The sequence below is a fragment of the Streptomyces sp. NBC_01235 genome, from assembly GCF_035989285.1.
Classification (GTDB): domain Bacteria; phylum Actinomycetota; class Actinomycetes; order Streptomycetales; family Streptomycetaceae; genus Streptomyces.
Window position 1 is genome coordinate 5,670,450 of the sequence record NZ_CP108513.1, and the last position, 23,273, is coordinate 5,693,722.

Here is a 23,273-nt window from a genome sequence, read left to right on the forward strand (position 1 = left end):
AGGGACCACCTTGACGCAGACCATCGCCCCCCGCGTCCGGATGCTCGTGCTGCTGTTCCTGGCGGTCACCGGCACGCTTCTCGCCGGCGCCGGACCCGCCTCCGCGCACGCCGCGCTGACCGGCAGCGACCCCGCGCAGGGGGTGGTGGTCGACAAGGCGCCCACCCAGGTGACACTGACCTTCTCCGAGGCCGTGTCGATGAACGACGACTCACTGCGCGTCCTCGACCCCAAGGGCACCCGCGTCGACAGCGGCAAGCCCGCGGGCACGAGCGGCACCTCCTACGCGGTGCAGCTGCACTCGGGGCTGCCGGACGGCACGTACACGGTGACCTACCAGGTGGTGTCCGCCGACAGCCATCCCGTCGCCGGCGCCTACACCTTCTCCATCGGCTCCCCCTCCAAGACCAGCGTCTCGGTGTCCGACCAGAAGGCCGGCGGCGGGATCGTCGGCGGGCTCTACGGCTTCGGGCGGTACGTGTCGTACGCCGGGTTCATCGTGATGGTCGGCGGGGCCGCCTTCGTGCTGGCCTGCTGGCAACGCGGCGCCGGCGTGCGGGCCGTACAACGGCTCGTCGTCTCCGGCTGGCTCGCGATGACCGCGGCCACCCTGTTCCTGATGCTCCTGCGCGGCTCCTACACCAGCTCGGGCAAGCTCGGCGACGTCTTCGACCTCGACCTCCTCGCACAGGTCCTCCAGACCAAGACCGGCGCGGCCCTGGTCTCCCGGCTGCTGCTGCTCGCCGCGGCCGCGCTGTTCATCTCCGTGCTCTTCGGCGCCTACGCCCGCCCGTCTCCCACCACCACCCCGAACGACGGCGCTTCGCGCCGACTGCCGGATTCAAGGGAGGACGAGGAGAAGCAGGACCTGACCTTCGGGCTCGCCATCGGCGGAACCGTCGTCGCCGCCGGGCTCGCGGCGAGCTGGGCCATGGCCGAGCACGCCTCGACCGGGTTGCAGCCGGGCATCGCGATGCCGGTCGACGTGCTGCACCTGGTGGCGGTGGCGACCTGGCTCGGCGGACTCACCGCGCTTCTCGTCGCGCTGTACCGGGCGCCCGCCGACCGGCCCGTCGAGGCCACCGCCGTCCGCCGCTTCTCCCAGGTCGCCTTCGGCAGCGTCCTCGCCGTGGTCGCCACCGGCGTCTACCAGTCCTGGCGTCAGCTCGGCTCCTGGTCCGCCTTCACCGACACCCGCTACGGACAACTGCTGCTCATCAAGATCGGACTCGTGGCGCTGCTCGTCGGCATCGCGTGGATCTCGCGCCGGTGGACGGCGCGGCTGGCGGATACGACGAGCAAGACGCATACGACGAGCAGGGCGGCGGCACTGAAGCCCGCGGCCGAGGCATCTGCCGCCGAGACATCCGCCGCCGAGACGTCCGAGCCCGGGCCCGCAGCCAACGAGTCCACACCCGACGAGCCGCTGACCGACGAGTCCGCGCCCGAGAAGGAGCACGTCACGGCGGCGGCCGGGGCCGGCGACGCCGCCAAGGCGGTCTCCCGCGACAGCAGGACCGGCTCGGGGGGCGCCGAATCCGGCTCCGGGAGCACGAAGCGGGCCACACAGCTCGCCCGGCAGCAGGCCGCCGTCGACGCCACCCGGCAGAAGCGGCTGCGGGACTCCGACGCGGGCCGCTTCGGCCTGCGCCGCTCGGTGCTCGCCGAGGCCGGCGTCGCCGTCGTGCTGCTCGCCGTCACCACCATCCTGACGTCGACCGAACCCGGCCGTACGGAACAGGACGCCGCCAAGGCCACCAAGTCCTCGTCCTCTTCTTCGTCCTCCTCGTCGGACTCCGCCTCGGGCGCCCTGACGCTGGACATGTCGTTCGACACCGGCGGCACGGACGGCAAGGGCGTGGTCAGCGTCGACCTCGACCCCGCTCGGGCCGGCGCCAACGAGATGCACGTCTACGTGACCCGGCCCAACGGCCGCGCCTTCGACGTGCCCGAGGTCAAGGTCGCCTTCACCCTCGAAGCCAAGAAGATCGGGCCGCTGCCCGTCACCCCCGACCACATCACCACCGGCCACTGGTCGGCGAACGGAGTCCAGATCCCCATGGCCGGCGAATGGAAGATCGCCGTGACCGTGCGGACCTCCGACATCGACCAGGTCACCGTCTCCAAGAACGCGCAGATCGGCTGAACCGCACCATGCCCGACCAGTCCATTCCCGAGGCCCGTACGCCCGAGACCCCCGCCCCCGTGGACAACGGGGGTGCCCCCTCGGCGCCCCCCTCCCCCGAGGGTCTGACGCGCCGTCGGCTGCTCGGCACCGCCGGTGCCACCGGGGTCGTGCTCGGCGCGGCCGGCGGCGCCGCGGGCTATGCGGCCGCGCCCTCGCAGGCGACGCCGCTGTCCTCGATCGGCGCCGACGAGGTGATGTTCCACGTGAAACATCAGCCCGGGATCACCCAGGGCCTCCAGGCCCGCGGCCATCTCGTCGCCTTCGACCTCGCGGCCGGCGCGGGCCGCAAAGAGGCGGCCGCGCTGCTGCGCCGCTGGTCGGAGACGGCCCGGCGACTGATGGCGGGCGGGGCGGCGGCGAACGACGACACCGACGTGGCCCGGGACGCCGGCCCCTCCTCGCTGACGCTCACCTTCGGCTTCGGCAACAGCTTCTTCGCCCGCACCGGACTGGAGAAGCAGCGCCCGGTCGCCCTGGACCCGCTGCCGGACTTCTCCTCCGACCACCTCGACAAGGCCCGCAGCAACGGCGACCTGTGGGTGCAGATCGGCGCGAACGACGCCCTGGTCGCCTTCCACGCCCTGCGCGCGATCCAGAAGGACGCGGGCAGCGCGGCAAAGGTCCGCTGGCAGATGAACGGCTTCAACCGGACGCCGGGCGCCACTGCCCACCCCATGACGGCCCGCAACCTGATGGGTCAGCTGGACGGCACCCGCAATCCCAAGCCGGCCGACTCCGACTTCGACCAGCGCATCTTCGTCCCGGACTCCGGCACCAAGGACCCTGCGTGGATGGCCAACGGCTCCTACGCCGTCGTACGCCGTATCCGGATGCTCCTCGACGACTGGGAGAAGCTGTCGCTCACGGCGCAGGAGCAGGTCATCGGGCGCAAGAAGTCCGACGGGGCGCCGCTGTCGGGGGGCGGCGAGACGACCGCGATGGACCTGGAGAAGACCGACGCCAAGGGCGATCTGATCGTCCCGATCAACGCGCACGCCCGCATCACCCGCCCTGACCAGAACGGCGGCGCGGCCATGCTGCGCCGGCCCTTCTCGTACCACGACGGCATCGACCCGGACGGGACTCCGGACGCGGGCCTGCTCTTCGTCTGCTGGCAGGCGGACCCGCTGCGCGGCTTCGTCACCGTGCAGCGCAAGCTGGACCGCGGCGACGCCCTGTCGAAGTACATCCGCCACGAGACAAGCGGCCTGTTCGCGGTGCCGGGCGGCGCTGCCGAGGGGGAGTACGTGGGCCAGCGGCTGCTGGAAGCGTGAGGTTACGCCCTGTCGCGCTGATTCATTCCTGCGAGGGGCAGTCCTGAGACACGTCGGCCCGCGTTCTCAAGGGCCATTAGGGTGAGGTCATGCCAGCGAGCTATGCGTATCTCGGCCCCGAGGGCACCTTCACGGAGGTCGCCCTGCGCACGCTTCCGGAGGCGGCCACCCGGCAGCTGATCCCTTACGTGTCGGTGCAGTCCGCGCTCGACGCGGTGCGCACCGGCGAGGCCGAGGCCGCGTTCGTGCCCATCGAGAACTCCGTCGAGGGCGGGATCACCACGACCCTGGACGAGCTGGTCGCGGGCGCGCCACTGATGATCTACCGCGAGGTGCTGCTGTCGATCACCTTCGCACTGCTGGTCCGGCCCGGTACGAAGCTGGCGGACATCAAGACGGTCTCCGCGCATCCGGCCGCGCAGCCGCAGGTGCGCAACTGGCTGAAGGCAAACCTCCCCGACGCCCTCTGGGAGTCGGCCGCCTCGAACGCGGACGCCGCCCGGCTGGTCCAGGAGGGCCGTTACGACGCCGCCTTCGCGGGCGAGTTCGCGGCCGCCCGGTACGGCCTGACGGCCCTGGAGACCGGGATCCACGACGCCGAGAACGCGCAGACCCGGTTCGTGCTGGTGGGCAGGCCCGCCCGGCCCGCGGCGCCGACCGGCGCGGACAAGACGTCCGTCGTGCTGTGGCAGCGCGACGACCATCCCGGCGGCCTGCGCGACCTGCTGGGTGAGTTCGCCACCCGGGGCGTCAACCTCATGCTGCTGCAGTCCCGGCCGACCGGCGCCGGCATCGGCAACTACTGCTTCTGCATCGACGCCGAGGGGCACATCTCGGACCGCCGGATGGCCGAGGCGCTCATGGGGCTGAAGCGGATCTGCCGTGAGGTGCGTTTCCTGGGTTCGTACCCGCGTGCGGAGGTGAGCCCGGCGGACGTGCCGGCTCCGCTGCCCGGTACCTCGGACGGGGAGTTCGTGGCGGCGTCGGACTGGGTGGCTCGCTGCCAGGACGGCCGGTTCTAGCAGCCGGTCCGGGACCGGTGCCGAACGTCGCTCAGGCTGTCGTTGAAGCCGGTCCTATCTGCGTATCTTCGTTATCCACAGAAGTTATCCACAGGGCGGCTTCTCGACCTGGGGACAAGTCGACAACATCGACCATCGAAGCCCCACTCAGTCGACAAATCGGCCTACGAGGCACCAGGGCGACCCGCAACCTGCGCGTCACCCTTCGTCCACCTGTCTCCTTCGATCAATCCGTTGGGGCGACCCATTTCCACCCGAAAGTGGGTCCGGAGACGGTTTGGGCAAGGAATTGCCCGCCCCCTTCGACGGCATCGGAATGATCAATTCCAATGTCCACAGACCTTTCGCACACCCTGTGGATAACTGTTCCGGGGGTGTGGATACCTGTGGACAACTCCGCCTCCAAGTCCCCTCCTCCACAAGGAAATCGAGTCAACGAGACGCCCGCCACATGCCCCGTCCCAGGGAGTGAGACACTTTTTATTGACACGCTCGGCAATTCCCTCATAACGGAACGTAAGCCATGAATCGGAACCCTCCGCCTGCAGTTCGGAATGGTGAGTCGTGAGCCGCAACCCCGCACGGGTAGCCTTGGCCGCGTGATTGACCTTCGCCTGCTCCGTGAGGACCCCGACCGTGTGCGCGCGTCCCAGCGCGCCCGTGGAGAGGACGTCGCGCTCGTCGACTCTCTCCTGTCTGCCGACGAGCGGCGCAGGTCGTCCGGCGTCCGCTTCGACGAGCTGCGCGCCGAGCAGAAGACGCTCGGCAAGCTCATCCCCAAGGCCTCCGCGGACGAGAAGGCCGAGCTGCTGAAGAAGGCGAGCCAGCTCGCCGCCGACGTCAAGGTGGCCGACGCCGAGCGCGACGCCGCCGACGCCGAGACCCAGGAGCTCCTGCAGAAGCTCGGCAACCTCGTCCACCCGGACGTGCCGGTGGGCGGTGAGGAGGACTTCGTCACCCTCGAGACGCACGGCACCATCCGTGACTTCGGCGCCGAGGGCTTCGAGCCCAAGGACCATCTCGAGCTCGGTCAGATCCTCGGTGCGATCGACGTCGAGCGCGGCGCGAAGGTCTCCGGCTCCCGCTTCTACTTCCTCACCGGCGTCGGCGCCCTGCTGGAGCTGGCCCTGGTCAACGCGGCGATCGCACAGGCCACGGCCGCCGGCTTCACACCGATGCTGACCCCGGCCCTGGTCCGCCCCCAGTCCATGGCGGGCACCGGTTTCCTCGGCCAGGCGGCCCAGGACGTGTACCACCTCGACAAGGACGACCTCTACCTCGTCGGCACCTCCGAGGTCCCCCTCGCCGCGTACCACATGGACGAGATCATCGACGCGGACAGGCTTCCGCTGCGCTACGCGGGCTTCTCGCCCTGCTTCCGCCGCGAGGCCGGCTCGCACGGCAAGGACACCAAGGGCATCTTCCGCGTCCACCAGTTCGACAAGGTCGAGATGTTCTCGTACGTCACGCCCGAGGACTCGCAGGCCGAGCACCAGCGCCTGCTGGCCTGGGAGAAGCAGTGGCTGTCCTCGCTGGAGCTGCCGTTCCGCGTCATCGACGTCGCCACCGGTGACCTCGGCTCCTCGGCCGCCCGCAAGTTCGACTGCGAGGCGTGGATCCCCACCCAGGGCAAGTACCGCGAGCTGACCTCGACCTCGGACTGCACCGAGTTCCAGTCCCGCCGTCTGTCGATCCGCGTCCGCGAGGGCAAGCAGGTCCGCCCGCTGGCCACGCTGAACGGCACGCTGTGCGCCGTCCCGCGCACGATCGTCGCCATCCTGGAGAACCACCAGCAGGCCGACGGTTCCGTGTACGTCCCCGAGGTGCTGCGCCCGTACCTCGGCGGCCGGGAGGTCCTGGAGCCGGTGGCCAAGTGAGCGACGCGGCTCCCGCCAAGGGGTTCCCCTACCGCCTGATCGCGACCGATCTCGACGGGACGCTGCTGCGTTCCGACCAGTCGATCTCGCGGCGTACCCGTGACGCCCTCGCCGCTGCCACCGCGGCGGGCGCCGCGCACATCGTGGTGACGGGCCGCGGGGTCCCGTGGACCCGGCACATCCTCGACGACCTCGGCTACGACGGCCTCGCGGTCTGCGGCCAGGGCGCGCAGGTGTACGACGCCGGCGAGCACCGTCTGCTGACGTCGGTGACGCTGGACCGGCAGCTGGCCGGCGTGGCGCTGGCGAAGATCGAGGCGGAGGTCGGCCCGCTGTACCTGGCGGCGAGCCGTGGCGGCCTGGACGGAGACGTACTGGTCGGGCCCGGTTACGCGGTCACCGGCGCACTCCCGTCGACGCCGTTCACGGACGCGTCCGACCTCTGGTCCGCGCCGCTGAACAAGATCTACATACAGCATCCCGAGCTGTCCGACGACGCGCTCGCCGAGGCCGCCCGGCAGGCCGCAGGCGGCTTCGTCACGGTCGCGATGGCCGGCGAGGGCATCGTGGAGCTGCTCCCCCTGGGCCTCTCCAAGGCCACGGGCCTCTCCCTGGCGGCCCGCCGCCTGGGCCTGAAGGCCGCCGACACGATCGCCTTCGGCGACATGCCCAACGACATCCCGATGTTCGCCTGGTCCGCCCACGGCGTGGCCATGGCCAACGCCCACGACGAACTCAAGGCAGTGGCGAACGAGGTGACGTCGTCCAACGAGGACGACGGGATCGCGGTGACGGTGGAGCGGTTGCTCGGCTGACAGTCAGGGGGGATTGCCCCTGACTGTGCCGGTGCCGGTACCTCTCACACGTACCCCAAGCCCTGAATTCGGCCCAGCTCCAATGACAACGTCTCGCGGAGGATGCACGGATCGAACGTGCGCGGGGTGTGACCCCCGACCACGGTTTAGCAAACCGGTGCCTTGCCACTCGGCCAATCCTCCGGGTGGGCGGCCCACGCGAGAGCGACATCGCGTGCTCGAAGCGGCCGCCCCGGGCAGCTCCCCTGTGCGGGACGGGTTCGACGGAGGGGTAACTACTCCGGAACCCGCCCCCGGCTGCCCTGAAGGGAGCTGGACGTACTGCCGTGCATGGGCATCGTCCCGCTCCTCTCCCGGTCGGTGGCGCCGGATCCCTTCCGGCGCTGCGGGTACAACCACTGTGCCCGGGGGACCAGTTGGACGCCACCGAATAAAACAGCTGTACGACAAGCGGGGCAGGGCGGGGCAGAGCCGAGCGGTGACTACCGGCGGCGCCACCTGCGTCGACGCGCCTTGCTGAAGAACCAGCCTGCCGGCGGGTCGTCGGACCGCCACGGCTGCGGCTCGGGCTTCTCCGCCCGCCAGCGCGCGGCCAGCATCCGGGCCCGGGCGGACGGCTCGGACGTCTCGGCGGCCCGTATGAAGTCCTCGTCCAGGACGAGGTCGTCCCAGACCTCGCCCTCGGACCGCCCGTGACCGCCGCTCACCGGCTTGTCGTCCGCCATCCCCGTCCTCCTGGCCGTATCCAATTCCGAACAGTGTGCCGGGACGCAGGTGAAGCCGCCGTCAAGAACAACCGGCCCGCTTCCCGGCAGGGCCGGTCACTCCTCGCCCGCCAGCGTCAGCGCCCGCAGCTTCTGTCCTGCGTACCAGGTGGCCAGTACGGTCACCACGACCAGCAGCACCGTCGCCGTCGTCAGTCCGACGTCCGAGGTGACGCGGTCCCCGCCGGCCACCTTGTGGGCGACGGCCAGCGACCATTGCTGGACGCTGAGCGTGCGCGCACCCGGCACCAGGGAGCCGAACAGGGCCTCCCAGACGAGGGCGTAGACGAGGCCGAAGACCACCGCGTGCCGTGACACCGTGCCCAGCAGCAGGAAGACGGCCGCGTAGGCGATGGAGGAGACCAGCGCGGCCACCGTGTAGGCGACGGCGATCTGCTGGCCGTTGCCGTTGAGGATGAAGCCGGCGATGAGCGTGGGCAGCGCGGAGAACACCATCGTCACCGCGACGGCCACGATCAGCTTGGTGAAGATGATCGTCGGCCGCTTCAGCGGCTTGGACAGCAGGTACACCACGGAGCCGTCGTCGATCTCCGGGCCGATCGCGCCCGTGCCGGCGATGACTCCGATGATCGGCACCATCGTGGCGAGCGCGAGCCCGCCGAGCAGGTCGGACGCCGTCTGGTCGTCGGCTCCGGCGAGGCCGCGCACGACCACGGAGATCGCGATCAGCAGCAGGGGCAGGGCGCCCAGGATGAGGGCCCTGCGTCGGCCGAGCAGGGCCCGGTAGGTGAGCCGGGCGACTGTGGGGTCGTACATCTTGGGCCTCCTACGCCGCGACGAGATACGAGAAGACGGACTCGAGGGACTCGTCGGACGGCGAGACCGTGAGCAGCCGGATGCCGTGGTCGCGGGCGACCCTCGGCAACAAGGCCGTGAAGCGGCCGAAGTCGACGGCCTGGACGCGCAACGCGCCCTCGGCGAGGTCGACTTCGATGCCGGCCGTCGACGGGTCGGCGATCAGCGCGGCCGCGAGCGCCCGGTCGTCGCTGGAACGCACCAGGTAGCGGTGCGGGCGGTCGGTCATGAGGCGGCGGATCTTGCGGAAGTCGCCGCTGGCGGCGTGCCTGCCGGCGACGACGACCTCGATGTGCCAGGCGAGTTGCTCGACCTCTTCGAGGATGTGCGACGAGAACAGCACCGTGCGGCCCTCGTCGCCCATGCGTCGCAGCAGGTCCATGAGCTGCATGCGCTGGCGCGGGTCCATGCCGTTGAAGGGCTCGTCGAGCAGGAGGAGCGAGGGCTCGTGGACCAGCGCCGAAGCCATCTTCACGCGCTGGCGCATGCCCTTGGAGTACGTGGCGATCTTGCGGTCCTGCGCGTACTCCATCTCGACCGTGGCCAGTGCCTTCTGGGCGGCCTTCGCGCCGAGGCCGTGCAACTCGGCGTTGGCGACGACGAATTCGCGGCCGGTGAGGAAGTCGTACATCGCCTCGCGCTCGGGGACGATGCCGATGTGCTTGTAGATCGCCTCGTTGCGCCAGACCGGTTGTCCGTCGAGGGTGACCGTGCCGGTGGAGGGGGCCAGGAAGCCGCCCATCATGTTGATGAGGGTGGACTTTCCGGCGCCGTTGGGGCCGAGCAGGCCGGTGACACCGGGGCCGATGTTCATGGTGATGTCGTTGACGGCGACCACGTTGCCGAACCAGCGGGAGACGTGGTCGATGCTGAGCGTGGTCACAGGCCCACCTTCCGGTAGCGGCGGATCAGGAGGCCGTAGCTCGCGGCGATCAGGCCGAGGACGACGAGGACGTAGACCACGCCCTCTCCGTTGGAGGGGCCGATTCCGCCCGGGAAGGCGGAGGTGGCGCCCAGGAACGCCGACTGCACGCCGTCGATGAGCGTGACCGGCGAGAACAGGCCGATCCAGGCAATGGAACCGGTGCTGTTCTGCGCGTCGGCGATGGCCTGGAGCGTGGAGACGGCGCCGTAGGAGATCGTCAGGACGGCGATGACGGCGGCGATGCCGAAGCCGCGCCGTGGGGTCACCGAGGCGATGACCAGGCCGAGGCCGGCGAAGAGCAGTGAGAGCAGTGCCACGGAGACGAGTCCCTGAGCGAATCCCTTGGTCTGGTCGGCGAAGTCGAGCTTGGCCAGCAGCGCTCCCACGTACAGCACCAGCAGCGGGGCCGCGGTGAGGACGAAGAGCGCCGAAGCCAGCGCCGCGAACTTGGCGCGCACGTAGTCCGCGGTCTCGATGGGCCGCGAGAAGTACAGCGGCACGGTCTTGAAGCGCAGGTCGCGCGAGACGGACTGGGGCGCCTGCGAGGCGACGTACAGGCTGATGACGGCCTGCATGATGATCGCGTAGCGCGTGTAGTCGACGGGCAGTTCCTTGGCCTTCGTGGCGACCGCGACGGCGACCATGATGGCCGCGGGCACGCACATCACCACGAAGAGCAGCATGGGCAGCACCTTGGACTTCACCGAGCGGCCGAGGCCGTACGCGCCGCGCAGGGACTGCGAGTAGAGGGAGCGGCGGGCGTAGGCGCGGCCCAGGCGGGGGCCGTCGTAGCTGCGGTAGCCGATGTTGTGGATACGGGTCTGGTCGCCCGAGGGGGCGGTGACCGGGTGCTCAACTGCCATGGCCGACGGCCTCCTTCCGCTGCTGGTCGTTGGTGGCGTCGCCGTCCGTGAAGACCTCGGAGATGTGGTGCCTGCGCTGTTCCATGCGCACCAGGCCGAGGCCGAGGTCGGCGACCACGTCCCGGACGACGTCGTACGTGTCCTCGCCCTGTGCGGTCAGCAGCAGGACGTGGCCGGCGCCCGGCAGGCCGCTGTTCCCGTCCAGGACGTCCACCCCGCGCGCGTGGAGCGCCTCGCGGACCGCGCGGGTGCCGTCCGGGTGGTCGTCGGTGTCGGTGACCTCGATCGCGAGGGTGGTCGTGGTTTGGGTGAAGTCGGTGGTGGAGCTGGAGCGCAGGAGCTTGCCGCCGTCGACGACCACGACGTGGTCGCAGGTGCGCTCCAGTTCGCCCAGCAGGTGCGAGGTGACCAGGACCGAGATGCCGAAGTCGGTGTGAATACGGCGGATCAGGCCCAGCATCTCGTCCCGGCCGACCGGGTCGAGGCCGTTGGTCGGCTCGTCCAGGAAGACCAGTTGCGGATCGTGGACGAGGGCCTGGGCGAGCTTCACGCGCTGCTTCATGCCGGTCGAGTAGCCGCCGATGGGGCGGTAGCGCTCCTCGTACAGCCCAACGTGGCGCAGGGTGTCCGCGGTGCGCTCGCGCGCCGCGGTGGGCGGCAGGCCGGACATGCGGGCCATGTGCACGACGAACTCGGTGGCCGAGACGTCGGGCGGCAGGCAGTCGTGTTCCGGCATGTAGCCGACCCGCTCGCGGATGGCGGCGCCCTTGCTCGCGACGTCGAGGCCGAGCACCTCGGCTCGGCCCTCCGTGGCGGGCGACAGACCCAGGAGGATCTTGATCAGTGTGGACTTGCCGGCCCCGTTGGCTCCGACGAGCCCGGTCACACCGGGCCCGACGTCCACGGAGAGCCGGTCAAGAGCGGTCACCCGGGGGAACCGCTTGCTCAGGCTTTCGGTCGCGATCACAGTCACGTCTTCGAAGGTAGTGACGCACGCCACGGAATTCGTCAGACCTCAGAGCAGTCTTCGCGTCAGACCTCAGATGTAGGGGCCCGTAGGGGATGCCATGCCTGAGAGCTACGGGGAGCCCCCGGGAAGCTGCGAGGCGGGTTTTCCACAGGCCCGAACCCTCCTATTGACGCGGACTCTAACGACTGCCACATTCGGCGATGTCAAGTTACGGGCACGTAGCGCAGTCGACGGGGACTGGGCAGGACGGGGTGGCATGACGACGGCACCGACGGCGGTGACACGCGAACTCTCCGCCGAGCTGCGGGGGTTCAGGCGGGTGCAGCGGCTGGCCTACTCATGCGCGCAGGCCGTCGCCGCCGACCTCCGACCGGGTGTGACGGAGCGCGAGGCGACGCGGATGCAGCGGGACTGGCTGGGCGAGCGGGGTGTGCGCGACTGGTTCCACCTGCCGTTCGCCTGGTTCGGGGACCGCACGGCGTTCACCGGCTTCCGGATCCCCTTGCAGTTCTTCCCGACGAACCGCCGGCTGGAGCCCGGGATGCCGTTCATCCTGGACCTGGCGCCGGTCCACGAGGGCTACACGGCGGACATCGGCTACTCGGGCGCGCTCGGCTCCCACCCGGTGCAGGAGAAGCTGATGGCCGACCTGGAGGCGCACCGGGAGCTGATCCTGCGCGAGGTGCGCGAACGCCGGTCGCTGCGCGAGATCTACGCCGACGTCGACCGCCTCATGGTCCGCCAGGGCTACGCCAACCGGCATCGCGCGTACCCCTTCGGCGTGATCGCCCACAAGGTGGACCGGGTTGGGGAGCGCCGCTTCTCGCCCCGGCTGTTCGGGTTCGGCACGCAGTCCCTCAGGGGCCTGGCGTCCGACGCGCTGCACGGCCACCGCGAGGGCTGGTCGCCCCTGTGGTCGCCGTACCGCTTCTCCGACCATCCGCCGCGGCCGGGCCTGTGGGCGGTCGAACCCCACCTCGGATTCCGGGGTACGGGCGCGAAGTTCGAGGAGATCCTCGTCATCACCGACTCGAAGGACCCCGAGGAGAGCGCCTTCTGGCTGGACGACGACCTGCCGCACGTGCGGCGCTGGGCGGAAGCGAAGGCGGCAGGGAAGGCGGACGGAAGGTGACGATGCTGGAGGGCGCGCGTGAGCGCCGGGTGCGGACCGGCGGGATCGAGCTGTGCGTGGCCGAGCTGGGGGACCCCGAGCGGCCCACGGTCGTCCTGGTGCACGGCTATCCGGACAGCAAGGAGGTGTGGTCCGAGGTCGCGTCCCGGCTGGCCGACCGCTTCCACGTGGTGCTGTACGACGTTCGGGGCCACGGCCGTTCCGGCGCGCCGAAGCCGCTGCGGGGCGGCTTCACCCTGGAGAAGCTGACGGACGACTTCCTGGCGGTCGTGGACGCGGTCAGCCCCGGCCGGCCGGTGCACCTGGTGGGACACGACTGGGGCTCGGTGCAGTCCTGGGAATTCGTGACCGTGCCGCGCACCGAGGGCAGGATCGCGTCCTTCACCTCGATGTCGGGGCCGTCCCTCGACCATTTCGGTCACTGGATCAACAAGCGTCTGACCAGGCCGACTCCGCGCCGGGTCGGCCAACTCCTCGGCCAGGGCGCCAAGTCCTGGTACGTGTACCTGCTGCACGCCCCCGCCCTGCCCGAACTCGCCTGGCGCGGCCCGCTCGGCAAACGCTGGCCGGGCATCCTGCGACGGATCGAGAAGATGCCCGGCGACGACTACCCGACGGCGTCGCTGCCCTCGGACGCGGCACACGGCGCCTGGCTGTACCGGGACAACATCCGGAGCCGACTGCGCCGTCCACGCCCCGACGCGTACGCGTACGCGCACGCGCCCGTGCAGCTCATCACGCCCCTGGGGGACAGGTTCCTGTCGGAGCGTCTGTACGACGAACTGGAGGAGTGGGTCCCGTGGTTGACCCGGCACACGCTTCCGGCCGGGCACTGGATCCCGCGCACCCGCCCCGACCTGCTCGCCTCCTGGATCGACGACTTCGTCACGTCGGTGGAGAAGGAGCGGGAGGACGCGGCAGGCGGGGAGGCCCGGGAGTACGACGGCGGGCCGGTGCGCAAGGGCGCCGCGGATCGGTACGCCGAGCGCTTCGGCGGGCAGCTGGTGCTGGTCACCGGTGCGGGCAGCGGCATCGGGCGGGCCACGGCGTTCGCGTTCGCCGAGGCGGGCGCGCGCGTGATCGCCGTCGACCGGGACGCGGAGAGCGCGGCCCGCACCGCCGAGATGTCCCGTCTGATCGGCGCGCCCGAGGCCTGGGCGGAGGCGGTGGACGTCTCCGACGAGCAGGCGATGGAAAAGCTCGCGGCGAAGGTCCACACCGACTACGGCGTGGTGGACGTGCTGGTGAACAACGCGGGCATAGGCCTGTCGGGTTCCTTCTTCGACACGACGTCCGAGGACTGGCGCAGGGTTCTGGACGTCAACCTGTGGGGTGTGATCCACGGTTGCCGTCTCTTCGGCCGGCGGATGGCCGAGCGCGGCCAGGGCGGCCACATCGTCAACACCGCCTCGGCGGCCGCTTATCTGCCCTCCAAGGTGCTGCCCGCCTACAGCACCTCCAAGGCGGCGGTCCTGATGCTGAGCGAGTGCCTGCGCGCCGAACTCGCCGGCCAGGGCATCGGCGTCTCGGCGATCTGTCCCGGTCTGGTGAACACCGGCATCACCTCGACGGCGACGTTCGTGGGGGTGGACGCGGAGGAGGAACGGCGCCGTCAGAAGCGCTCCGCGCGCGCGTACGGGCTGCGCAACTACCCGCCGGAGAAGGTGGCGGACGCGATCCTGCGCGCGGTCGCGCTCAACGAGGCGGTGGTTCCGGTCACTCCGGAGGCGAAGGCCTCGTATGCCCTCTCCCGGTTCCTGCCCAAGGCGTTGAGGGCGCTGGCGCGGGTGGGACCGCCGCTGTGAGCCGCCGCACGGACCGGCCGCGCCCCGGGGCGGACTCGGCGTCCGCCCCGGCCACCACGGTTCGGGGAACGGCACGTTGACCACCACACCGCCGGCCCGGCCCCGCACCGCATAGAGACCCTCGCCCACCTCACCGGCACCACCGTCCCCACCATCCTTCCCTACCGGGACCGCGGACTCCTCCCCCGCCCCGAGCGCCAGGGGCGGGCCAACCACTGCTCCGACGCCCGTCCCACCCGCCTCCACCGGATCGCCGACCTGCTCGATCGCGGCTACCCCCTTGCTTCCATCAAGGAACTCCTCGACGCCCACGACACCGGCCGTGGCCTGGGCGGCGTCCTCGGTCTGGTCGCCGAGGTCGACGACTCGTGGACCGACGAGGAGGCCTCCCGTGTCTCCCGTGACGAACTGACGGCCCGCTTCGGCGGCACCCCCGACGACACGGCGATCGCGGACGCCGTGGCACTCGGCGTGCTGGAACCGGTTCCCGGCTACGGGGACGCCTTCCTCATGCCCAGTCCCCAAGAACTGGCGGTGGCAGTGAAGTTGCACGCGGCCGGGGTGCCGCTCAACGAGATCACCGCGCATCTGCGGAAGTTGAGGGTCCAGGTGGAGCACATCGCCTCCCGCTTTGTGGAGTTCACCACCGAGCACGTCTTCGCGCGCTACCTGGACGGCCCGCACCGTCCGCCCGACGCCGACGCGGCCGAGGCGGCCTCGCTCGTACGACGGCTGCGCCCGCTCGCCCAGCAGGCCGTGGACGCGGAACTGGCCCGGGCCATACGCCTGTTCGCCGGCCGCCACCTGCGTCGGCACCTGGGCGCGGAGATCCCCCGCCACCCGTGGCGGGAGCGCGTGCGGTGCCGATTCCGGCCGACACAATGCGCGCCGTCGAGGCGCTGGTTGGCCCGGGGCGAGCGGGCGACTGCCTCGTGATCGCGGCCGAACGAGAAGTGCGGGACCGCGGCTTGGACCATCTCGCATCAAGTCACAGGCCGTCACATGATCTTGGTGAAAGCTCCTGATACGGCGGCCAGTTGTCCACAGAATCGCCAATTGACCTGTGGATAACCACAGTTGGTTGTGGATCAAACCTCGGGCCCAAAAGTAAGTGCGTGATCCACGTCTCTCCCGCCATGCTGAGCGGATGAACGAAAAGGACAGAGACGAAAGACGCACCGTGAAGGTGTCGAAGTACCTCTCGAAGCATCTGCGGCACCAACCCGAGCGCATCGGCCTCACCCTCGACGAGGCCGGCTGGGTGGAGATCGACGAGCTCATCGCCGCGTGCGCGGCGCACGGCTTCCCCTTCACCCGGGACGAACTGGATCACGTCGTCGCCGCCAACGACAAGAAGCGCTTCGCGATCGACGGCACCCGGATCCGCGCCAGCCAGGGCCACAGCGTCGACGTCGACCTCGGACTGCCCTCGGCGACCCCGCCGGCGTACCTCTACCACGGGACCGTGGCCCGCAACCTGGACGCGATCCGGACCGAGGGGCTGCGACCCATGAACCGGCACGATGTGCACCTCTCGTCCGACCGGGAGACCGCCACCCGGGTCGGCGCCCGCCGGGGCCGACCCGTGGTCCTCTCCGTCGACGCGGGGGCCATGCACCGTGACGGCCATGTCTTCCACGTCAGCGCGAACGGGGTGTGGCTGACAAAGGCCGTACCGCCGCGGTATCTGCGATTTCCCGAGCACCACTGATTCCTGGATGCTCACAGGTATGGACCACCTGCCCACCACCGAGGCCGCCGTCACCGCCCTCCGCTCCCTCGCCGCCGCGTACGCGCTCGAGATCGAGGTAAGCCACGACATCGGCGCCGACCAGACCTCCCGCCGCACCTCCGCCGGCGTCGGCGTCACCACCGACCCGGACGGCTCGCTGCCGCACGAGGCCCATGTCGAGCTGGGCGGCCGACCGAGTGTGAGCGTGCGGCTGTACCCGGACGACGATGCCCTGATCACCGTCGACGGGGTGGAGTGCCCCGACATCGCCCGCGACGACGTGCCCGCCTTCCTCCGCTCGCTCTACGAAGGCCACGCCTGGGTCACATCCCGCCGCTTCCCGCCGGGCCGCTTCCTGATGGTGCCGCTACCGGGCGACCGGGTGCACAAGGAGTACATCCTGGTCGCGCTCAGCCCGTGGCTGTCCGGCCGCGTACGGTGACTGTTTCACGTGAAACACGGTCGGCCGCATACGCTCGATGACATGAGTCTGCGCCTGAGCACCGTGATCCTCCCGTACCTGCGCTGGAACGAGGGCGGCCGTTCCGCGTGGACGCGGGCCGAGCAGCTCGGCTTCCACACCGCGTACACCTACGACCACCTGTCCTGGCGCAGCTTCCGCGACGGCCCGTGGTTCGGCGCGATCCCGACGCTGACCGCCGCCGCGTCCGCCACCGAGCGCCTGCGTCTGGGCACGCTGGTGACCTCGCCGAACTTCCGGCACCCGGTCACCCTCGCCAAGGAGCTGATCTCCCTGGACGACATCTCCGGCGGCCGGGTGACCCTGGGGATCGGCGCGGGCGGCACCGGGTTCGACGCCACCGCCCTCGGCCAGGAGCCGTGGACCCCGCGCGAGCGCGCCGACCGGCTCGCCGAGTTCGTACCGCTGCTGGACCGGCTGCTCACCGAGGACTCCGTGTCCTACGAGGGCGACCACTACTCGGCGCACGAGGCGCGCAACATCCCCGGCTGCGTCCAGCGCCCCCGGCTGCCCTTCGCGGTCGCCGCGACCGGACCGCGCGGGCTGCGGCTCGCCGCGCAGTACGGGCAGGCATGGGTGACCACGGGCGACCCCAGGCTGTACGAGAACGGCACCCCCGAGCAGTCGGTTCAGGCCATTCGCGGGCAGGCCGAGAAGCTCGCCGACGCCTGTGCCGAGCGCGGGCGGGACGTGAAGGAGCTGGACAAGATCCTGCTCACCGGGTTCACCCCGGACCGGGGCCGACCGCTGGGTTCCCTGGACGCCTTCGTCGATTTCGCGGGCCGGCACCAGGAGCTCGGCTTCACGGAGATCGTGATCCACTGGCCCATCCCGGACTCCGACTTCGCCGCGGATGAGAAGGTCTTCGAGCAGATCGCCATGGGGGCAGCGGCTCAACTGCGCTGACCTCGGCATCAGGTCATCTGTGCCCTGCCTGTGCCTCATGTGTGCGGGCTCTCGCAGGGTCGTGCGGGCACATACGCGAGAATGGCACGGTGACCTCAGCGACTCGACAGCCCGAGACCCCGGCCGCCGCCCTCCCGCCGCGGCTGATCGCCACCGATCTCGACGGCACTCTGCTGCGCGACGACAAGTCGGTGTCCCCGCGCACGGTCGCCGCGCTCGCCGCCGCCGAGGAGGCGGGCATCGAGGTCTTCTTCGTCACCGGCCGCCCGGCCCGCTGGATGGACGTGGTCAGCGACCACGTCCACGGGCACGGCCTGGCGATCTGCGGCAACGGTGCCGCCGTCGTCGACCTGCACGGCGGCCCCGGCACCCACCGGTTCGTGAAGGTGCGCGAGCTGGCACGGGAGAACGCGCTGGACGCCGTACGGCTGCTGCGCGACGCGGCGCCCGGGACCATGTACGCCATCGAGCAGACGTACGGCTTCTACCAGGAGCCGGAGTATCCCAAGATGCACATGGAGATCCCCGACACCCTCGCGCCGGCCGAGCAACTGCTGGCGCCGGACGCGCCTGGGGCCGGCGAGCCGGTGCTGAAGATCCTCGCGTTCCACCCCACGATCGACCCCGACGCCTTCCTCAGCCTCGCCCGGCTGGCCATCGGCGACCGCGCCGACGTCACCCGCTCCAGCCCCAGCGCCCTGCTGGAGATCAGTGGTCCCGGCGTCTCCAAGGCCAGCACGCTCGCCCTGTGCTGTGCGGAGCGCGGCATCTCCCACGAGGAGGTCGTCGCGTTCGGGGACATGCCGAACGACGTCGAGATGCTCACTTGGGCCGGCCGGTCCTACGCCATGAGCAACGCGCACCCGGACGTGCTCAAGGCGGCCTCCGGGCGGACGGTCGCCAACAACGAGGACGGAGTCGCCGTCGTCATCGAGCAACTCCTCTCCGAGCGGGTGTGACCCCCGGACACAAGCCCTGGGGCCTGTCCTAGCCGACAGGCGCCCCGTGTGCCGCAAGCCACGGCACCGGGTCCACCCCCGAGCCCAGCTCGGGCGTCACCCGCACCTCGAAGTGCAGATGCGGGCCGGTCGAGTTGCCGGACGTGCCCGACTGCCCGATCCACTGCCCGGTGCTCACGCTGTCGCCCTGGTCGACGGTGACAGCGGCGAGATGGGCGTACTGCGTGAAGTAGCCGTCGGCGTGCCGCACCACGATCTCGATCCCGAACGCGCCCCCGCAGGACACCCGCACCACACGACCCGCGCCGACCGCCCGCACAGGCGTGCCGATCGGCACCGCGAAGTCCTGACCGGTGTGCCGGTTCGCCCAGTGCGAACCGCCGCTGCCGAAGCCCGCAGACAGGGTGTACGTCTCGACCGGCGCGACCCAGTCGGCCGCGAAGTGCGTCGGCGGCTGGTCGAGCCGCACGGCGCCACGGCAGGAACCCGCGGCGACCGAGGCGTCCGCCTGCCCCTGCAACTGCCATCGCGCCTGTTCGAGCTTGCCGTCGATGTCCTTCTTCAGCCGGACGAGTCCTGCGTTGCGCCGCTCCACCGCCCGCCAGGCCTCGACGGCCTTCGCCTCGTCCGCGGCCAGCCGCGCCTCCGCCCGCCGGCTCCTGCCGATGGCGTTGTCGACGGCGAGATTCGCCTGGGAGAAGACGTGCTGACCGCGCATCAGCTGATCCGGGCTGCCCGCGAGGAGCATCTGCGCGGCGACCGGCAGCCCGCCACCGCCGCGGTACTGGGCGCGTGCGATACGGCCCAGCTCCTCGCGGAGCACGGCGGTCTCCCGCCGTTCACGGGCGAGGAGTGCCTCCAGCCGGCGGGCCTGCCCCTGCTCCCCCTCCGCCTCGCGGCGCCCCGACTCGTACCGCTGCGTCGCCACCGCCGCGTCCTCGTACAGCCGGGCCACCTGCGCGCTGATCCCGGAGTCCGGGCCGTCGCCGGGCTCCCCGTCGGCCGCCGTGGGCCGCGCCGCGAGCACCGCGGCCGCGCACAGCAGAGCCGGAACGAGCAGGGTGCGGCGGCGAGGTGAGCGCATGTCAGCGATCGTGCCCCGACTGCGAGGCCCAGGTCCTGTTCAAGTCGTACGCCTGGGGGACACCCCGCCCCGGATGGCTCAGTGCGACGAGAAAACCGGCCCGGGCTCGCCGGTCACCGCGCCCCCACCAACAGCTCCGCGGCCTCCTCCCGCTCGGCCATCCGCCGCAACGGCCCCTCCACGGCGGCCAGCGCCGCGTACGAACCTCGCTGCACGACCCGGCCCTCGTCCAGCACGACCACCTCGTCGACCGCTTCGAGACCGGCCAGCCGGTGGGTGATGAGCAGGGTCGTACGGCCTTCGGTGGCGGCCAGCAGGTCCTCGGTGAGCGCGTCGGCGGTCGGCAGGTCCAGATGCTCGGCGGGCTCGTCGAGCACCAGGACGGGGAAGTCGGCCAGCAGCGCCCGGGCCAGCGCGAGCCGCTGGCGCTGCCCGCCGGACAGCCGGGCACCGTGCTCACCGACGAGCGTGTCGAGTCCGTCGGGCAGTCCGTCGGCCCACTCCAGCAGGCGGGCTCGCGCCAGCGCGTCCCGCAGTTCCTCCTCGCTCGCCCCCTTCTTCGCGAGCAGCAGGTTCTCGCGGACCGAGCTGTCGAAGAGGTGCGCGTCCTGGGCGCACAGTCCGACGAGCCGCCGCACGTCGTCGCCGTCCAGGGCTCGGGCGTCCACCCCGGCGAGCGTGTACAAGCCCGCGTCGGCGTCCAGGAACCGCAGCAGCACCTGCGCGAGCGTGGTCTTGCCGGACCCGGAGGGCCCCACGACGGCGACCCGGTGTCCCCGCGTCAGGGTGAGGTCGACTCCCGCGAGCGCGTCCCGGTCCTGCCCGGCGTGCCGGGCGGCCAGCCCCCTGACGACGAGCGGGAACGGCGACGCGGGCGCCTGCCGGGGCCGCTCCGGCTCGCGCACCGGCTCGGGGGAGTCCAGCACCTCGTACACCCGCTCCGCGCTCCTGCGTACCCGCTGGCGGTACTGCGCGGCCAGCGGTAGCCCCAGGACGGCCTCGAAGGCGGCCAGCGGGGTCAGGACGACCACCGCCATGGTCACGCCGCCCAGCCGCCCGTCGGCGACCGCCTGAGCGCCCACGAGCACGGCGGCCGCGACGGTCAGCCCGGAGACGAGCGCGGTCAGCCCGTCGCCGAGCGCGGTGGCGGTCGCGGCGCGCGAGGCGATCCGGGTGAGCACGGAATCGGCCGCGCGCACTTCGGCGGTACGCGCGGGCAGAGCGCCCGCGACGGTGAGTTCGGCGGTGCCGGTGAGCAGGTCGGCCGTGCGGGTGGCGAGCACGCCTCGGGCGGGGGCGAGCCGGCGCTCGGCCCGGCGCGCCACGGCAGCGGTGACCAGCGGGACGCCCACCCCGGCGGTCAGCAGCCCCGCGGCGAGCACGGCCCCGGCCTCGGGCAGCAGCCACGCGGTGAAGGCGACGGACCCGGTCGAGACGGCGACGGCGGCACCGGCGGGCAGCAGCCAGCGCAGCCAGTAGTCCTGCAACGCGTCCACGTCGGCGACCAGCCGTGTCAGCAGGTCGCCCCGACGGGTCGTACGCAGGCCCGCGGGCGCCAGCCGCTCCAGCCGCCGATAGACGGCGACCCGGGTGTCGGCCAGCATCCGCAGCACGGCGTCGTGCGACACGAGCCGCTCCGCGTACCGGAACACCGCCCGCCCGATGCCGAAGGCGCGGGTCGCCGTCACGGCCACCATCAGGTAGAGCACCGGCGGCTGCTGCGAGGCCCGCGAGATGAGCCAGCCGGAGGTGGCCATGAGCCCCACGGCACTGCCGAGGGCAAGGCTGCCCAGCAGCAGCGCGAGCGCGAGCCGGCCGCGCCGGGCGCCGGCCGTCGCACGGACCCGGGCGAGGACTCCGGCACCCCCGCCGGTAGCGGCGATCACCGTCTCGGGCTCCCCCGTGACGGGCGCGGCCGCCGTCTCTTCCCGCAGGGCGGGAGCGTCCTTGACCGCGGCCTCCACGGGCCTGTGGGTCTCGGTCCCGGCGAGCCGCACTACGCGGTCCGCCACCGCCAGCAGCGCCGGCCGGTGTACGACCAGCAGGACCGTCCGCCCGGCCGCCAACCGCCGTACGGCCGCCACGACCTCCGCCTCGGTCTCCCCGTCGAGCGCGGCCGTGGGCTCGTCCAACAGCAGCACAGGCCGGTCCGCGAGGAACGCCCGGGCCAGCGCGAGCCGCTGTCGCTGCCCGGCGGACAGCCCGGTCCCGTCCTCGCCGAGCACGGTGTCGGCCCCGGCGGGCAGCGCGTCGACGAACTCCAGCGCCCCCGCGTCCGCCAGCGCCCTGCGGAGGGTCACGTCATCGGCGTCAGGACGCGCCAGCCGTATGTTCTCGGCGATCGTCCCGGCGTAGAGGTGCGGGCGCTGCGGCACCCACGCGATCCGCGACCGCCACTGCTCCAGATCGGCCTCCGCGAGGTCGGATCCCCCGGTCAGCACCCGGCCCTCGGTCGGCCGCACGAACCCCAGCAGCGTGTTCAGCAGGGTCGACTTGCCCGCGCCGCTCGGTCCGACGAGCGCGACCGTCTCACCGGGTTCGACGGTGAAGGACACGTCCGAGACGGCGTCGGCGGAGCGGCCGGGGTAGCGGACGGTCACGCCCTCGAAGGCCAGGCCGCCCTCAGTCACCTCGACCGTGCCCGACGCCGGTGCCGGCGTCTCCAGCACCTCGAAGATCTCCTCGGCGGCGGCCAGCCCCTCGGCGGCCGCGTGGTACTGCGCCCCCACCTGCCGCAGCGGAAGATACGCCTCGGGCGCGAGCACCAGGATCACCAGGCCGATGTACAGGTCCATCTCGCCATGCACGAGCCGCATACCGATCGTCACGGCGACCAGGGCCACCGACAGCGTCGCCAGCAGCTCCAGCGCGAACGACGAGATGAACGCGATCCGCAGCGTCCGCATCGTCGCCTGCCGGTACTCGCCGGTGATGCGCCGGATCGACTCGGCCTGAGCTTTGGCCCGCCCGAACACCTTCAGCGTGGGCAGCCCCGCGACGACGTCCAGGAAGTGCCCGGACAGCCGGGACAGCAGCCGCCACTGACGGTCCATCCGCGACTGCGTGGCCCAGCCGATCAGCACCATGAAGACCGGGATCAGCGGCAGGGTGCCGACGATGATCGCGGCGGACACCCAGTCCTCGGTGACGATCCGCGCCAGCACCGCGACCGGCACGACCACCGCCAGCCCCAACTGCGGCAGGTAGCGCGAGAAGTAGTCGTCAAGGGCGTCCACGCCCCGCGTGGCGAGGGCGACCAGCGAACCGGTGCGCTGGCCGCTGAGCCAGCCGGGTCCCAGCACGGTGGCCCGCTCCAGCAACCGCCCGCGCAACTCCGACTTCACGGCGGCGCTCGCGCGGTGCGCGGCGAGCTCGGTGAGCCAGGAGACGAGGCCGCGGCCGACCGCGACGGCCACCAACAACAGCAGGGGAGTGCGTAGTTCGGCAATCGCCATGCCGTGCTGGAAGACACCGACCACCACCTCTGCGATGAGCATCGCCTGAGCGATGACCAGCGCCGCTCCGACGGCGCCCAGAGCGACGACCGCCACCAGGAAGAGGCGGGTGGCGCGGGCGTACCGGAGCAGACGCGGGTCGATCGGTTTCACGTGGAACACCCATTTCTCAAAGAGTACGTTTCACGTGAAACACACTCTCTCC

At 71.3% G+C, this 23,273-nt stretch carries 18 protein-coding genes, 1 tRNA gene and 1 pseudogene; 12 read left to right on the forward strand and 8 right to left on the reverse strand.

Features of this window, described 5'->3' with window-relative positions:
• The first annotated feature begins 10 nt into the window (after nucleotides 1–10).
• The 5 genes from OG289_RS25270 (at nucleotide 11) to OG289_RS25290 (ending at nucleotide 7,176) form a co-directional block, all read left to right on the forward strand.
• Nucleotides 11–2,146: a copper resistance CopC/CopD family protein gene (locus OG289_RS25270; RefSeq protein WP_327316302.1), complete on the forward strand. Its 2,136-nt coding sequence runs from the start codon at nucleotides 11–13 to the stop codon at nucleotides 2,144–2,146.
• 8 nt (nucleotides 2,147–2,154) lie between these two features.
• The gene (gene efeB / locus OG289_RS25275; protein WP_327316303.1) at nucleotides 2,155–3,462 is read left to right on the forward strand and encodes an iron uptake transporter deferrochelatase/peroxidase subunit; all 1,308 of its coding nucleotides are present in this window, start codon (nucleotides 2,155–2,157) and stop codon (nucleotides 3,460–3,462) included.
• Between the two features lie 89 nt (nucleotides 3,463–3,551).
• Entirely contained in the window at nucleotides 3,552–4,484 is a 933-nt protein-coding gene (gene pheA / locus OG289_RS25280) for a prephenate dehydratase (RefSeq protein WP_327316304.1), read from the forward strand.
• 599 nt (nucleotides 4,485–5,083) lie between these two features.
• Nucleotides 5,084–6,361, forward strand: coding sequence for a serine--tRNA ligase (gene serS, locus OG289_RS25285; RefSeq protein WP_327316305.1), 1,278 nt, complete (start codon nucleotides 5,084–5,086; stop codon nucleotides 6,359–6,361).
• Complete coding sequence (locus OG289_RS25290) at nucleotides 6,358–7,176, forward strand: HAD family hydrolase (protein WP_327316306.1); 819 nt, start codon at nucleotides 6,358–6,360, stop codon at nucleotides 7,174–7,176. Before serS ends, OG289_RS25290 begins: the two co-directional genes overlap by 4 nt.
• Nucleotides 7,177–7,272: 96 nt before the next feature.
• On the opposite strand, the gene OG289_RS25295 is transcribed toward OG289_RS25290, so the two are convergent.
• From OG289_RS25295 to OG289_RS25320, 6 genes are all read right to left on the reverse strand, one after another.
• A tRNA-Ser gene (locus tag OG289_RS25295) sits at nucleotides 7,273–7,359 on the reverse strand.
• Between the two features lie 299 nt (nucleotides 7,360–7,658).
• Nucleotides 7,659–7,901, reverse strand: a complete 243-nt coding sequence (locus OG289_RS25300; protein ID WP_327316307.1) for an SGM_3592 family protein — start codon at nucleotides 7,899–7,901, stop codon at nucleotides 7,659–7,661.
• A gap of 96 nt (nucleotides 7,902–7,997) precedes the next feature.
• Nucleotides 7,998–8,717 carry an ABC transporter permease gene (locus OG289_RS25305; RefSeq protein ID WP_327316308.1) on the reverse strand — a complete coding sequence of 240 codons (720 nt, stop codon included), beginning with the start codon at nucleotides 8,715–8,717 and terminating at the stop codon, nucleotides 7,998–8,000.
• Between the two features lie 10 nt (nucleotides 8,718–8,727).
• Entirely contained in the window at nucleotides 8,728–9,639 is a 912-nt protein-coding gene (locus OG289_RS25310; RefSeq protein ID WP_327316309.1) for an ABC transporter ATP-binding protein, read from the reverse strand.
• Nucleotides 9,636–10,544: an ABC transporter permease gene (locus tag OG289_RS25315; RefSeq protein ID WP_327316310.1), complete on the reverse strand. Its 909-nt coding sequence runs from the start codon at nucleotides 10,542–10,544 to the stop codon at nucleotides 9,636–9,638. The genes OG289_RS25310 and OG289_RS25315 overlap by 4 nt, the downstream gene beginning before the upstream one ends.
• Nucleotides 10,534–11,511: an ABC transporter ATP-binding protein gene (locus OG289_RS25320; protein WP_327320798.1), complete on the reverse strand. Its 978-nt coding sequence runs from the start codon at nucleotides 11,509–11,511 to the stop codon at nucleotides 10,534–10,536. Before OG289_RS25320 ends, OG289_RS25315 begins: the two co-directional genes overlap by 11 nt.
• Nucleotides 11,512–11,770: 259 nt before the next feature.
• On the opposite strand from OG289_RS25320, the gene OG289_RS25325 reads away from it, so the two are divergent.
• The 7 genes and pseudogenes from OG289_RS25325 (at nucleotide 11,771) to OG289_RS25355 (ending at nucleotide 18,529) form a co-directional block, all read left to right on the forward strand.
• Entirely contained in the window at nucleotides 11,771–12,646 is an 876-nt protein-coding gene (locus tag OG289_RS25325; protein ID WP_327316311.1) for a M24 family metallopeptidase, read from the forward strand.
• Between the two features lie 2 nt (nucleotides 12,647–12,648).
• Nucleotides 12,649–14,451, forward strand: coding sequence for an SDR family oxidoreductase (locus tag OG289_RS25330; protein ID WP_327320799.1), 1,803 nt, complete (start codon nucleotides 12,649–12,651; stop codon nucleotides 14,449–14,451).
• 111 nt (nucleotides 14,452–14,562) lie between these two features.
• Nucleotides 14,563–15,476, forward strand: a pseudogene (locus OG289_RS25335) (MerR family transcriptional regulator).
• A 122-nt stretch (nucleotides 15,477–15,598) separates the two neighbouring features.
• Nucleotides 15,599–16,162, forward strand: a complete 564-nt coding sequence (locus OG289_RS25340) for an RNA 2'-phosphotransferase (protein WP_327316312.1) — start codon at nucleotides 15,599–15,601, stop codon at nucleotides 16,160–16,162.
• A gap of 19 nt (nucleotides 16,163–16,181) precedes the next feature.
• A complete protein-coding gene (locus tag OG289_RS25345; RefSeq protein ID WP_327316313.1) occupies nucleotides 16,182–16,625 on the forward strand; it encodes a hypothetical protein in 444 nt (147 codons plus the stop codon).
• A 42-nt stretch (nucleotides 16,626–16,667) separates the two neighbouring features.
• Nucleotides 16,668–17,570: an LLM class flavin-dependent oxidoreductase gene (locus OG289_RS25350; protein WP_327316314.1), complete on the forward strand. Its 903-nt coding sequence runs from the start codon at nucleotides 16,668–16,670 to the stop codon at nucleotides 17,568–17,570.
• 89 nt (nucleotides 17,571–17,659) lie between these two features.
• Nucleotides 17,660–18,529, forward strand: a complete 870-nt coding sequence (locus OG289_RS25355; RefSeq protein ID WP_327316315.1) for an HAD hydrolase family protein — start codon at nucleotides 17,660–17,662, stop codon at nucleotides 18,527–18,529.
• Between the two features lie 28 nt (nucleotides 18,530–18,557).
• On the opposite strand, the gene OG289_RS25360 is transcribed toward OG289_RS25355, so the two are convergent.
• Both OG289_RS25360 and cydD read right to left on the reverse strand, forming a co-directional pair.
• Complete coding sequence (locus OG289_RS25360; RefSeq protein ID WP_327316316.1) at nucleotides 18,558–19,613, reverse strand: peptidoglycan DD-metalloendopeptidase family protein; 1,056 nt, start codon at nucleotides 19,611–19,613, stop codon at nucleotides 18,558–18,560.
• 113 nt (nucleotides 19,614–19,726) lie between these two features.
• Entirely contained in the window at nucleotides 19,727–23,221 is a 3,495-nt protein-coding gene (gene cydD, locus OG289_RS25365; RefSeq protein WP_327316317.1) for a thiol reductant ABC exporter subunit CydD, read from the reverse strand.
• Between the last annotated feature and the right edge of the window lie 52 nt (nucleotides 23,222–23,273).